This is a genomic window from Sphingopyxis sp. LC81 (assembly GCF_000756375.1).
Taxonomy (GTDB): domain Bacteria; phylum Pseudomonadota; class Alphaproteobacteria; order Sphingomonadales; family Sphingomonadaceae; genus Sphingopyxis.
This window is the reverse complement of sequence record NZ_JNFD01000004.1, coordinates 25,162-37,592: the sequence shown is the minus strand read 5'-3', so window position 1 is coordinate 37,592 and position 12,431 is coordinate 25,162. Positions and strand designations below refer to the sequence as shown.

The window sequence follows — 12,431 nt, the reverse complement described above, 5'->3', positions numbered from 1 at the left end:
GCGGCTCAATAATTGACCACTCGAAATCTGTCAGTTCAAAACGGCGATGCATTGCAAGGCTCCTTTCACGAGCCTTGAATCAACCAGTACCGCTTCGCGCAACTAAATTTATGAGTTTACCGCCTAGCACGATCCTTGCACCATGCTTTCAAAATTGCCGCCGCTGGGCCTTGGCCCGGCGGCGGCGCGACCTATCGCGGCCCAAGGGTTCGAAACCCGGTCGGGGATGCCAGCGGCTGAAGGTCACGAAGTTCTACGAAGACGATTTTCTCGGTGCGTTCGGCCCCGACCGGATCGAGAAAAACGCGGCAATGGTCGGCGAATACGGTTGAACAGAGGCGCCAAACGACACCTTCGCGGCCGATAAACCGATATGGGCCATATTCAGGATCGACGGGCCCGGGCCCGTCTACGATCTTGACCCGCTGGCTGACGTGCAGCCAATTGGCGGCGCCGTTGACGATCGCGGTCTTTTCGTCCGGCGAGAGATATGCGGGCCGGTCAGCGCGTGGTGGACCAAAGGTCGCAAGCGGGTCGCCCTCGATGCGCGCAAGCTTGTCGGCGATCGGTTCAACCGGCGGTCGAGGAAACGCGGCGGCGGGTCGGTGTCGCCGATAGTGCGTCACCGGATCGCGGACAAATAGGTCGGGTTGGTAACCGACAATCCGCCTTTGGCGCATTTCTTCGCGATATGCCGCCCGCCATAGCTGTTCCGGCGTTGTCGGCCGCTGCGCCTCGTCGAGCGCAGCGAGATAGGCTAGGAATTCCTCGTCGGTCATTGCGTCGAGGTCGGCCGCGCTCGTCATCGCCGTGTCCCCCGCTGTCGCCGATTTTCAATGCGGCGCCTGTCCGGTCGATCCTCGCCGTGCAGCTCTGCGCGGCGACGGCGTTCTTCGCGCGCCCATTCTGCGAAAAGCGGGCTGATATGGGTCTGGATCATCAGGTCGAGCTCGAGGTCGGTCATCGCCGCTATCTTGGCCTTGCGGTCCCGCTCCCATTCGACGTCGCTGCGCGGCCGCACCTCGCCTTCGTGAACGATCAGGCGGCCGTCACGAAACATATTAATGTAGGTCAGCAAATAGCCTGCATTTCCGGGGCATTTGCAGCGATCCCAATAACGGAGAAAGGCAGCGCGTTCCGACTCGGGGATGGCGCGCAACTCGGCGCGCGCCCGCCACCAGTGCTGTGCCTCGCGGGCGCGGTTCGCCTGCTGGTTTTCGACGAAAGCCTTACCGCGCGCGTCGAGCAATTCTTCCGGCGTCGGTTGGCTCTCCGCGATCTCGGCGGCGAAGAGCGGGAATTTCTCGCGATCCAGACGCAGGCGGCGTTCAGCCGCCTTCAATTTCCGGTTGGTTCGCTCGTAGGCATAGATGCCCTGATGGGGTGTGAAGCGCATGACAGTATATCCGACGCAGCGCGGCCACGCTGGGGTGGAAGCTCCAACGGCTGCTGCGACAAAAAAAGCTGGGAAATTACGATAGAGGCGCCGCGACCGGCTGGCGCCCTAGTCGGGGCGCCAACGCTCGACCAGATCGGCCATCTGGTCGCGATACTGGTCGCCGAAAGCATCGATATAGACCGCCCCGCCATGCTGACCGAGAAACGCAAAGACGGTAGCCATGTCAGCGGCAACGTCCCGGTCAACGCCGAACAGGTCAGTCAGCGGGAAATTTCCCCACCGGTCGCCGTCCCACCATGCGAGCAAAAAATTCGTGACGCGGGCCGATTGACCGGTGTCCGAACGAGCAAGGTCTATCAGGCGGTTCAGCGCGGGTTTCACCTCGGGGTGAGCGAGAATTTCCACATTCATCGGTTCGGCTCCTTCGGTCGGTGTATCAAGAAAATCGAATGTCGTCAGTCATCGGGCGTGATCGTGTTTCGAGGCCCGCGCGAGTTCGTGGAAACGCCAAGCGACATTCTCCGCGAGCACCGCGAGGCGGGGAAGGTCGCAACTCTGTATCTCTTCCTCGACGCTGATCCTGCGGAGGTTTTCGGCGCGCAGCGCGTCGGCGTCGGCTGGTCCCGTCGGCGCCATCGGCGCCGGAACAATCGCGAAACGCGCCCACTGGTCGGTGAGCCAAGCAATCAGGCCCGGCTTGTCGGTCGGAACGTCGATCTGTTCCCAGGTCCCGCCGTTCGCGCGGACCAATCCCGCTGCGTCACTTTGATTTCCCGTCCATTCGCCAGCGCTGGTCAGATAGAGGCGCATCGAAATTCTCCCAATGGGCGAAAGCGATCAGGCGTTAGCCTGATCGCGGATCGCGAAATGTTCGTGCTTGAAAATGGTGAGCGGGACACCAGCGGCGCGAAGATTCTGCGCGAGATTGATCTGGATGCCGCTGCCTTCGCAAATGACGGCTTCGACGGGGAGCAATCGCTGAATGGAACGATTGCGCTCGAATGCCGCGCGGTTCCCAAGCTGCCGGTTGAGACGGAAGGCGACAAGCGGCACCCCACGCGCGGCGGCCCATGCCGCGCCGATGGCGTCGGCGCCCTTGTGCTGCGCGGTCGTGACAAGCGTCATTGCGGGAATGCGGGCCTTGATGGTGTCGAGCCGATCCCAAATTACCTCATGTTCAGTCCAGTCCTGACCGCCCGACAATACGACAACGGGACCTGTCGGGGCATGTGCCTCACGCTTTTCCGCCGAACGGGCCGCGAGATAGTCGCGGGCGTCGATCTGCGACGCTGTGAGTGTGCGACTCGTCCGGCTGCCGGTGGTCGCGGACCAAGGCTGGCCGCATTCGACGCGGTAAATTTCGGCGGCGTGGTCGCGCATCGCCTCAATCGCCGCGACGGCTTCGTGAAGCGATTGGCAAAGGCGTTGCGTCTCCTCCACCTTCACCGCGTGGATTTCGGAAGGGTCTGCGATGCGCGCCAGCTCGCCAAGCTCGCGCGCGGCGTCGTCCTCTTGCCGGGAAAGCTGCTGGGCGACCTTATGGAAGCTGTTGACGATGCCCCAAGCGATGCGCGGCGCAACTGGGGCGAGGCGCGTATCGGAAAAGAGGGCAAAGACTTCGCCGGTAACGTGGGCGGCAACGATGCGGGCCGCGTCGGCGTCCGGCAAATCGCTGGTGGTCGGTTCATCGTGGATGGAAAGCTGGCTGGCGGCAATCTCGCTAGCGAAGGTGCCTGCGAATGCGTCGGCGCTGGTAAGGCTCGCGTAATGCTCGGCAAGATCGGCGAAGTTATCGAAACGACTCATGGGGAAATTCCTTGTTGCCGCTTCGGAAAATGGAGTAAGCATCGAAGCGGACATTGACCAATGTTCAGCCATGAGAGGCCGGAAGAGCTAGACCCTCTCCCGGCCTCCTTCATTCAGGCGGCCTGCTTGTCGGCGGTTTCACCGCCCTTCCCTGCTCCACCCTTGCCCTTGCCGCCCTGCGGCGCGTCCGGTGCGGTGCTTTCGCCAAGGCCGGAGTTGTTGCCGATCCCATCGTCCGAACTCTCCCCGACGGGCGGCAGGTCCTGTTCAGCCTGACCCGCTGGGATTTCACGGCGCGGACGGCGACGGCTCCAAAGGACGGCAAATCCCCCTTCGCGATCGTGCCACAACGCAATGTCCATCGGGTTCGCCATGCTCGGATCATCGAGACGGCCCTGATAGAAGACCTCGCCGGTCGCCCGCTTCACCTGCTCGAACATCGCCCCGACTTTGGCCCAGGTGCGCGCCGGGGTCAGCGCCATGACCTCATATTTGGGTGCCGCCTCATTCTGGCTGATCACCGGACGCAGCGCGACGACATTGGAAAATGCAACGGTATCGATCCGACCGATGAAAACGCCGTCACTGTTCTTCTTGAGATTGCCAATATTAGCCATGATGTATCTCCATAATGCAGGGCGATGCCCCTTTTCAGAAAGTCAAAGCGGCGTTGCCGTCTTGACCATTACTTAATAGCTGCCGCCTCAAATCAGGTCTATCTCATTGTTTTATTGACTAAAATCCGATCCTCTTTGGTGAGCCGGAGCATCAAACAGACGCGCGGTAGCGCGGCCAGCGAAGATCCCCCGGCCCGACCAGGGCCGGTTCCATATTGGTCGGGGAAAGCGATGCTATGCCCTCACCTGTCCATCCCCTTCGGAGCCGCCGTCGCAGGCCCCAAGAAGCAGACGGGGGATAGCGCGGGGCAAGCTGAAAAACGGAAGGTTCCGCCGCGTAGCGGTGGAAAGCCGTAGGCCCCGGAGGGGCCGGTTTTCTGCTTGAGCGCCCGCAGGGCGCGACCCCGCGTGCCGCCGGATGCGACGCCGGGAGCCTGTAAGGCGGCGTAGAAGGACGAGGGACAGGTTTGCGCGCACCCCGGCGCCTCGGCACGCGAACAGCGTGACGAGGCCTCGAGAATGACGGCGGACGCCGATGGGCGGCCGACCATCTGCCCATGCCCCTGATCGTTACCCGAAGGGCCGAGACCCGCAGGGGCTCGGCGAGCTTGGTCGCGATCGCAGAATCGCGGCCCTAGCGAGTAGAGCAGGTTGCCGACCGGCGATTGCCGGTCGGTGGCCCGCTTTTCCCCTCTGCAACTCTCCCATCAACGCCTCTCCCTATCCATCACCGCAGATTTCCGCATTTTCTCGACGAAATGTCGGATTATTTTCGCGCCAGCGAGGTGTCGGCGAAGCCGTATTATCGACGTAAGTCACACCCCCCTTTCTGGGTATAGCGCGACAGCAAAAAGTCTGATTTCATTGACGTCGGTCGTTCGAGGCCCACGCGGACCCGCGGCCGAACAACAGCAGGATGAAGACGATGATCGTGACAACGAGCTTGTCGCGCCGGGGCCTTGCGCGCGCCAGCGGAGGACTTTTGCTGACCGGCATACTGCCGATCTGCGACAATGTGAGCGATTGGGGGCGCAAGCTGCACGGCCGCGGCGCCGATCGCTTCGAACGAGCGGAGGAATTCAACCGGGGCGTAGCCGCTGGACTTTATCGGGACCCTCGCGACCTACTCTATCAGGCGGGGATCGTGGCCCAGCTCGGCATTGGAGCCTATTTGCTCGAACTCGGCGCTTCCGACGATTGGTGCCGGCAGCGGATCGGCCTCTTCGTCGACAAGGCATTGGCGATAGCGAACGAGGCCGGCTTGTATCATCGTGATCCCGCCATGCTCGAGCTGGCCGGGCTGCTCTCGCCCTATGGGCAATGGCGTGGTCCTTTCGCGGCCGATCTACCGGCGATCGAGACGATCAACACGTCTCGAGTGTCCGCTACGCTTGACGGCTTGCTAGGAACGGTGAGGCGCCGGCTCGCCGGGGTAAGCAACGAAGGGGCGGAGCGATGAAATGGCATCATAGTTTGTCGCGCGCCTATTGGCTCTGGATTCGCGTGAAACGCTATCCGCAATATGCTCGCCGGCTCGGCGCCGATCCGCCTGTCCTGGATCAACTGGATCTGGCGATGGATCTATTGTGGCCGTTCGCGCGGCGTGTGTTTCTCATGCACCGGGTCGACGAGCTGCCATATGGGGTGATCGCGATCGCGGTCGACGTCGACGTGGCGACCGTCGAACGCTGTGTCGCTGATGCATTGTGGTCGGTCAGAATGGTCCGCCGGGAATTCGAATGAAGGCCCGAAACCGACGTAACTTCACCCTCATGTTACCCCTCATTTATTCGAATAACAATTTACAGGGGGTGACTTCGCCGCCCCGAACCTGATCGTTCCTTTGTGCACGATTTGCGCGTAGCTTGGAGGGCGCCAAATGGAACGGCGGACATTTGTTGGCGGATTGCCGATCGCCGCGGGTATGGTCGGCGTGATCTCTCTTTCGGCTGAACCGAGTTCGCTCGACAATGAAAAACACAAAGCTGCGCGGTGGCGGCTGCAGAATGCGAGAGCGTTTTTCCCGAAGGGAGAATTCGTTCGCGCCGGCGACCTGCTCTATCAGTTGGGCATTGCATCGCAGCTCGCCCTGACGGCGTGTGTCGTGGCGGATGGTTGGACGGACGAGGATTGTCGCCGCCGGATCGGACTGGACGTCGGCAAAGCTCACTTCTTTGCGAAGGCCGGCGGGCTGCAATTCGATTCCGATAGCTTCGCGCGAATTGTCCCGTTGCTGTCGCCATATGGACGATGGCGATCGCCGGCGATGGGTGGTCACATCGATGCCGGAACGATTGACGCCGGCGCGGCTAAAACCGCGGTCTCGCAGTTGCTGATAGCGGTTCGGTCGCACCTGGTTGGCGGCGAAGGCAAGGCAGCAGGTCGATGATCTTGCATCACCGCATCGCGCGCAATTATTGGCTGCACGTCAGATTGAGGCACTATCCCGCGTTTGCGCAGAGTATCGGCCCAGCGCCGGACATCCGCGACCAAGTGAAGCTCGCGATCCAGCTCGTTTGGCCGCTGGCGCGATCGGTCTATCTCCTCAACGGAGTACATGATTTGAGTTATCGCCAGATTGCGACATGCGTCGGGGTAGATGTCAGCACCGTCGAATTGTGCATTGCCGACGCTCTCGTCTCGATGTGGACGATCTGCGACCAGTTTGGCGAGGCCCCTGGCTAAATTCGCACCGTCATTTTCGCACCTTCCGTGCATCGGATGCCGGTTCGTGGAGGGCGTAATACAAACTTGCAGGGCTTCCAAATCTGTCTTACGCATGGCCGACTTGTCATCGGGAGATGCGAATGACGATTTTCAATGTCCGGCTTTCGCGCGAGGATGAAGCGGAGTTGGCCGCCGCCGCGAAAAAATCCGGTCGCAGCAAATCCGAGATCGCGCGCGACGCGATCTCGGCTCACCTGAAGAACATGGCCGACGACGAGAGGCGATGGGAAACGCTCCAGGACGATTGGAGCGAATATGGGTCGGCTGTACAGGACGCCTATGAAGCTCTCGTTGGTGTCCAGGTTGCCAAGCTGGACACGGTACGCAAGGCATTCGAGGCTCGTCTGGTCGAGATCGGGAATATGGATTGGGAACAGTCGATCGAGCCAGTCTACGAGATTTTTCGGCGGAAGGTGATCGAGAAGTCACGCGTCGCATATGCGCCGAACCCCTACATCGGGGGCAGTGATGCCAGAGACCCGGAGGTGGTCGCAGTAATCGGTTTTGCGGCCGACGACAGACATGCACTGGTGACACCGCTTGAGCAGGCATTTTATGATTATTGCGGTTTAGCGGGCTGGGACGCCTTCAACGAAATTCCGGTGGTCTTTGAACGGGCGCGAGCGCGGCTGGAGGCGGACGATAAAAAACGAGTGCGACCGGATGCGAATTAGGGATTCGCAGATGCGATCCAATTGATAAGATGCCGATCTTCATATCGTGTTCGGCAGAGAAACGAGGAGAATATTATGGCGCTGCAGGATCTATGGCTGGAAGGCATCGATGTCGATGCGGCGCTTTACGATATTCGCGATGACGACACGCAGGCGTGGGAAGTGCGCGCGCTTGCGGGCGCGAGCATCGGTATCGATCCGATCGCGGGACTGCGCGCTGTCATCGAGCTCAGCACCGCAATGGAACGGATCGTTCGCGGCGAAAATGACGGCAAGGCGCAACTGGCGAGCATCCTCGGCCGTGCCGGCGACGACTACCAGCGCTGCCTCTGGTATACGGTCGCGGGCCGCGATCCGCTCGCGGTCGCGACGTCGTTCGGCGAGCTCGAGAAGTTGATGGCTGCTCGGGCGATGCTCTGGGTCGAGGCTGACGATCGAGGGCTGACACCGGCAAAGGCGGACAATCCCTATTGGACGACAAGACCAGAGGGACCGCCGGCGACTTTCAGCGATCACTTCGAGCTCGGCGAACATTGGACGCCATTTCTGCCGTCAGAATTGCTCCCGGAGGACTGACGATGCAGCGCTACTATGTACTCGACCGGGAAATGGCCGCAGGCGAAGACGGGTTCGAGGCGATGGTGGCGCGAGCCTATAGGCTCAAGCAGGCGGTACGCTGCCTCTGCCGGCGCGACATCGCGCTCGATCTCTATATTGCCCATCGACATGGCGGGCATGTGCTGTCGCGCTGGCCCGGGACGGGCCCGCGGCACGCACCGCACTGCGATCATTATGAGGCGCCCGATCATCTGACAGGGCTCGGCCAGGTGCTCGGCAGCGCTATCGTCGACGACATCGACAATGGCGTGACAACGCTCAAGTTCGGCTTCCCGCTGTCGAAGGGTCCTGCGCGCGCGGCACCGGCGTCGTTCACGAACGACAAGCCCGATGTGAAGGCGACGGGTCAGCGGCTGTCGATGCGCGGGATGCTGCATTTCCTGTGGGATCGAGCGCAGCTCACCCACTGGCATCCGCGCATGGCGGGCAAGCGCAACTGGTACATTGTTCGCCGGCAGCTCCTGAATGCAGCGCTCGGCTGCAAGGTGCGGGGCGACCCTCTCGCGCAGCGGCTGTTCGTGCCCGAGACATTCCGTCTTGAGGACAAGGACGCGATCGCGGGCCGTCAGGACGCGGAGCTGGCCATTGCCCGATCGGAGCCCGACCGGATCATGATCCTGATCGGCGAGATCCGTTCGATCGAGAGTGCGCGCTATGGCGAGAAGATCCTGATCAAGCATATGCCTCAGCGACCGTTCCTCATGGATGCCGATATGGCGCGCCGCTTCCATAAGCGGTTCGCGGCCGAAGAGGAGCTTTGGAGGTCCGACGATCGCGACGGCAGTTTGATCATGGCCGCGAGCTTTTCCATGGGTGCGTCAGGCCTCGCGCAGATATTCGAGATGTCGGTGATGCCGGTCACCCGTGAATGGATCCCCTATGAGCGGCTCGAAGAGAGAATGCTGGTCACGCAAGCGATCGAAGAGAAGCGCCATTTCGTGAAAGGGATGCGGGTCAATCTCGGCCTCGAGATGCCGATCGCGAGCTTGACCCTCACCGACACCGGCGCGGAGGCAACGGCGGTCTATCTCGCACACAACCTGCCTGAGCCGCGGTATGACGAGGCACTCGAGCAGCTCATGCGGACGCAAGGCGTCGAGCATCTTACTTGGCGACCCGGTGATTGTCTGCAGATTGCGCAGAGTGGTTCGACCCCAATAAAGGTGGCGGGAACATCAACTGCCCACTGAGACTCCGCACCAGGGGGCTTGGATGGCGATTGTCGATAAGATGATGGCCGCAGAATGGCTTATGCAGGCTGCGGTCGAGATGCTGAATCGAAACGATGATGTGCTTAGCGGTGCATGTCATGGCTTCATCGGCGCTGGGCCTCCTCCGTGAGTTGGTGGCATGGCAGGGCGACGGTTATGCCCCTCGAGTGCTCAAGGATAGCCGCAAGCCGAGCTGAAGGAACTCCCAACGGGATGTCAGAGGCCGCCGAGATAGAAGCGATCGTCGACAAGATTGTTGAAGGTACCGAGGCGCGGGGTGTGAAGTTGGCGGCTGATATCGCGATCGCAACGCCGAAGAAGGACGTCCGAGCTTGGTCCTGTCAGTAGTTTTGTGCGCGAGGTCATATAGATGGAAAAGAAAGGACTATCGAGCACTATCAGGTTGAACCGCGAACTCCACCGCCAGGGTTCATCCATGCCGACCCAGGTCTCCTCGTCGATGCGTGCGCGCCGTCTTCACTGCAGAAAAGCTCTTGCGACCAGGAGGCCATCCACGCATGGAGTCATAGTGAGGAAAGCAGGAGATAACGTAGCGAATTTGTTATCAGTAGCTAGATTGAGCTTTCATGGTTCCCATCACAATGGCAGCGGGTCGATAATATGGTCTTATATCTAGGCATCGACGCGGGCGGCACCGCAAGTAAAGCGAGGCTTGTCGATGCGAACGGCCTGCGATTGGGTGCGGGGAAGGCCGGCCCCGCCAATACGCGCATCGGGCTCGACGCGCTGCACAGATCCTTGCTCGACGCCTGCACCCAGGCGCTCAAGGATGGTGGTGTCGCCGACAGCGATTATGGGAGCGTCCGGGTCGGCATGGGAATTGCGGGCATCAATCGGATGGGGATGAAGCAGCAAATCCAGGCGCTCGATTTTCCCTTTGCCAATGTTCAGTTAACCAGCGACTCGATCATCGCCAATCTGGGTGCACATATGGGCGGCGATGGTGCGATCTTGATCCTCGGTACCGGAAGCGTCGGGTTGATCAAGCGCGGTGAGGACAGTTTAAGCATCGGCGGCTACGGCTTTCCCATTTCAGACGAAGGAAGCGGTGCGGCGTTGGGTCTCAGTGCAATCCGCCATGCCCTGCGCACGCTCGACGGACGGACACGGCCGACACAGCTCAGTCAGGCGGTGACCAAGCAGTTCGACCATGCTATCCCGAATGTCATCGCTTGGATGGACGATGCAGCGCCGGCCGATTATGCCGCCTTTGCCCCACTGGTGATGGAATATGCGGAGATAGGTGACGAGATTGCGCTGTCGATCGTTCGCGACGCCGCGCAGCATATCGAGCGCTTCATCGAGACGATATTCGCTAAGGGCGCGAGCCGTTGCGTGCTGATGGGTGGACTCGCACCGCGGATCAAGCCATGGCTGCGCGCCCGTGTCGTCGAGAAGCTGAGTGCGCCGCTTGGCGACGCGCTCGACGGCGCCCTGATTCTCGCCGGCCTGCCCATCGGGTCTTTAGCATCTGGCCGGTGATGGCGTGCCGCCATCGAGAATCAACTGCCCCGGAACCGAGCAAGATATGCGCGATGTGGTGGGCACACCTCAAACTCCGTCACGGCATTCCAACAGGATCGCGCCGTGACACCGACGCTGTGCTGGCAGCGATGTCAGTGACGAATTCATATCGATCGCCTCGATACGCAGACCTGGTAAATTCAACCGGCGTACCCTTCGTATCACGGGTCAGGCGCTCAATGCGCAATATCTCCGAGCTCTGCGCAATCGAGAGCATCCCGGCTTCGGTCGGAGTGGCCAAGGCAGCCCGAATACGCTGCGTGCCGGACACAGGAAATACCCCCGAACTCTGAAGCGCTGCGTAGAGCGAGTCACCCACGGCATCCAAATCCGGGAGGAACTCCGCGGGAACGACAGCATGTTCTATCGCCAGCGGTTCGCCATTCGCAAGGCGCACACGCGCGAGCCTTGCGACCTTGGTGGCGATCGGAATCTCCAAGGCGGCCGCCTCCTCGTCGGTGGCGTTGGCGTAGCTACGCATCATCCAGACGACACTAGGATCATCACCTCTCGATCGTGCATCTTCAGAAAAGCTCGTTAGCATTGCACCCCGCGCCTCGATACGATCGCTGACATATGTTCCCGAACCATGCCGACGAAAGAGCAAGCCCTCCTCGATGAGCTTCTGGATGCCCTTTCGGATCGTGACCCGGGACATGCCCATTCGTTCCGAGAGTTCGCGCTCGGACGGGAGCGGCTCGCCCGGTTCCACGCCGCCGCTTTGGATGTGCTCACGAAGATTGCGCGCCAATTGAAGGTAGAGAGGCGCGTTGCTCTCCTTCAATCCGGCAAGCTTGTCTCGCATTATTGGTCCTTTCCGCACATATTCCGATCCGGCAAGCGGCCGAGGAACAATCGCATTTTCGCCTGTTCGTTCCCGTCAGCCTGACCGATAAAGGTCCAATAGCACCTTGAGGTTGCCGGCTTCAACCATTTGGCACACTATTGGTATGCACATCGATCCTTATGAAGCTGACGTCGTCCGAAATTTTCGCGCGCGGGTGGCGGCGAAGGGACCCATCGACTTGCTCGAGATTGCGAAGGTCGGAATAGCATTTCTCGAATTCGGCGCGGTTCTCGATTGAGAGCAGATCGCTGGCCCCAAGGTGAGCGAACATATCGGCGAGGCGCAGGAAACCATCGCTTGCTAGCGCGATTGCCCAGTCGCCGGCGGGCAGTTCGGCGCGATCTGCGCGCTCGATTGCCTCCATTTGAAGACCCAGCACCCAATAGCCGCCATCGACATTCATGAAGGCTCGATTTTGGACGAGTTGTGGCCGCAATTCCTCGAAAAGTTCGGCCGCCGAAATCTCAGGTCGCTCGGCGAGGATCGATCGGGCCAACGCCTTGGTGCGGTGTTCGAAAGGGCCTATATTGCCGCCGTCTCCATGTTCGGCGAATTCTTCTCCGCCTAGGGACCGGTAGGCGATCCTGCAGTCTCCGAGTGTTGCCAGTTCAACCTTTTCGGGCAGGGCGCGGACAAAAGCTATCGCCGCGCTTGGCAGTTCATGGCGCCCCGCGGGCGGTCGCCGCGCCAGCGTCGAATAGGACGACCGGCAGTGACGTATGACGGCCGCGAACAAATCCTCGAAAGGCATCGTCGGCTTGCTAGCCAGTAGATCGCGGAGTTCCCTATCGACCCGCTGCGCGAACCATTGTGCATCGCTGACAGCTGAGACGAGGTTCTCCCCAATGCCTGATGCGCCATCGATAACCCAGGCCGCGAAGTCCGTATATCCGACCACATCCTCATTCGCTGCCGCTCCGGATCGAGTCTCCGCCAAACGGACGTTGAACATCTCGGCTCCATTAAATAGACGCGCGACCGGCCTTC

18 protein-coding genes are annotated in these 12,431 nt (G+C 60.9%); 9 read left to right on the top strand and 9 right to left on the bottom strand.

All coding sequences use genetic code 11. From position 1 onward, the window contains the following. Positions 1-191 precede the first annotated feature (191 nt). The 6 genes from FG91_RS03370 to FG91_RS03345 all read right to left on the bottom strand — a co-directional run bounded on the left by FG91_RS03370 (position 192) and on the right by FG91_RS03345 (position 3,822). Positions 192-806: a hypothetical protein gene (locus tag FG91_RS03370; protein ID WP_052187268.1), complete on the bottom strand. Its 615-nt coding sequence runs from the start codon at positions 804-806 to the stop codon at positions 192-194. Beyond that, entirely contained in the window at positions 803-1,396 is a 594-nt protein-coding gene (locus tag FG91_RS03365) for a hypothetical protein (RefSeq protein ID WP_037511968.1), read from the bottom strand. Before FG91_RS03365 ends, FG91_RS03370 begins: the two co-directional genes overlap by 4 nt. A gap of 108 nt (positions 1,397-1,504) precedes the next feature. Continuing rightward, positions 1,505-1,810 carry a DUF7673 family protein gene (locus tag FG91_RS03360; protein ID WP_052187267.1) on the bottom strand — a complete coding sequence of 102 codons (306 nt, stop codon included), beginning with the start codon at positions 1,808-1,810 and terminating at the stop codon, positions 1,505-1,507. A 48-nt stretch (positions 1,811-1,858) separates the two neighbouring features. Then, positions 1,859-2,209 carry a hypothetical protein gene (locus FG91_RS03355; RefSeq protein WP_037511965.1) on the bottom strand — a complete coding sequence of 117 codons (351 nt, stop codon included), beginning with the start codon at positions 2,207-2,209 and terminating at the stop codon, positions 1,859-1,861. 27 nt (positions 2,210-2,236) lie between these two features. Beyond that, the gene (locus FG91_RS03350; protein ID WP_235211924.1) at positions 2,237-3,259 is read right to left on the bottom strand and encodes an SLOG family protein; all 1,023 of its coding nucleotides are present in this window, start codon (positions 3,257-3,259) and stop codon (positions 2,237-2,239) included. Between the two features lie 59 nt (positions 3,260-3,318). After that, positions 3,319-3,822, bottom strand: coding sequence for a DUF736 domain-containing protein (locus FG91_RS03345; protein WP_037511959.1), 504 nt, complete (start codon positions 3,820-3,822; stop codon positions 3,319-3,321). A gap of 916 nt (positions 3,823-4,738) precedes the next feature. On the opposite strand from FG91_RS03345, the gene FG91_RS20820 reads away from it, so the two are divergent. The 8 genes from FG91_RS20820 to FG91_RS22480 all read left to right on the top strand — a co-directional run bounded on the left by FG91_RS20820 (position 4,739) and on the right by FG91_RS22480 (position 9,182). Next, positions 4,739-5,281, top strand: a complete 543-nt coding sequence (locus FG91_RS20820; RefSeq protein ID WP_052187266.1) for a hypothetical protein — start codon at positions 4,739-4,741, stop codon at positions 5,279-5,281. Next, on the top strand, positions 5,278-5,565 hold the full coding sequence (locus FG91_RS03335; RefSeq protein WP_095389401.1) for a sigma factor-like helix-turn-helix DNA-binding protein: 288 nt from the start codon (positions 5,278-5,280) through the stop codon (positions 5,563-5,565). Before FG91_RS20820 ends, FG91_RS03335 begins: the two co-directional genes overlap by 4 nt. Before the next feature lie 136 nt (positions 5,566-5,701). Continuing rightward, positions 5,702-6,211: a hypothetical protein gene (locus FG91_RS03330; RefSeq protein ID WP_037511954.1), complete on the top strand. Its 510-nt coding sequence runs from the start codon at positions 5,702-5,704 to the stop codon at positions 6,209-6,211. Further along, positions 6,208-6,507, top strand: a complete 300-nt coding sequence (locus FG91_RS03325; protein WP_037511951.1) for a hypothetical protein — start codon at positions 6,208-6,210, stop codon at positions 6,505-6,507. Before FG91_RS03330 ends, FG91_RS03325 begins: the two co-directional genes overlap by 4 nt. Before the next feature lie 122 nt (positions 6,508-6,629). Next, positions 6,630-7,223, top strand: a complete 594-nt coding sequence (locus FG91_RS03320; RefSeq protein WP_037511949.1) for a ribbon-helix-helix protein, CopG family — start codon at positions 6,630-6,632, stop codon at positions 7,221-7,223. 75 nt (positions 7,224-7,298) lie between these two features. Beyond that, positions 7,299-7,799, top strand: a complete 501-nt coding sequence (locus tag FG91_RS03315) for a hypothetical protein (RefSeq protein WP_052182085.1) — start codon at positions 7,299-7,301, stop codon at positions 7,797-7,799. A gap of 2 nt (positions 7,800-7,801) precedes the next feature. Next, a complete protein-coding gene (locus tag FG91_RS03310) occupies positions 7,802-9,031 on the top strand; it encodes a DUF1173 domain-containing protein (RefSeq protein WP_052182084.1) in 1,230 nt (409 codons plus the stop codon). Between the two features lie 22 nt (positions 9,032-9,053). Further along, complete coding sequence (locus tag FG91_RS22480; protein ID WP_255247304.1) at positions 9,054-9,182, top strand: hypothetical protein; 129 nt, start codon at positions 9,054-9,056, stop codon at positions 9,180-9,182. An 86-nt stretch (positions 9,183-9,268) separates the two neighbouring features. On the opposite strand, the gene FG91_RS21635 is transcribed toward FG91_RS22480, so the two are convergent. Then, positions 9,269-9,490: a hypothetical protein gene (locus tag FG91_RS21635; protein WP_040110191.1), complete on the bottom strand. Its 222-nt coding sequence runs from the start codon at positions 9,488-9,490 to the stop codon at positions 9,269-9,271. Between the two features lie 183 nt (positions 9,491-9,673). Here FG91_RS21635 and FG91_RS03305 point away from each other — a divergent pair, with 183 nt between their 5' ends. Continuing rightward, positions 9,674-10,555 (top strand): BadF/BadG/BcrA/BcrD ATPase family protein, encoded by an 882-nt coding sequence (locus FG91_RS03305; protein ID WP_037511945.1) that lies wholly within the window; start codon positions 9,674-9,676, stop codon positions 10,553-10,555. 79 nt (positions 10,556-10,634) lie between these two features. Here FG91_RS03305 and FG91_RS03300 read toward each other — a convergent pair whose 3' ends face one another. Both FG91_RS03300 and FG91_RS21260 read right to left on the bottom strand, forming a co-directional pair. Further along, positions 10,635-11,402, bottom strand: a complete 768-nt coding sequence (locus FG91_RS03300) for a GntR family transcriptional regulator (protein ID WP_052182083.1) — start codon at positions 11,400-11,402, stop codon at positions 10,635-10,637. A 121-nt stretch (positions 11,403-11,523) separates the two neighbouring features. After that, entirely contained in the window at positions 11,524-12,396 is an 873-nt protein-coding gene (locus FG91_RS21260) for a protein phosphatase 2C domain-containing protein (protein ID WP_040110192.1), read from the bottom strand. Positions 12,397-12,431 lie beyond the last annotated feature (35 nt).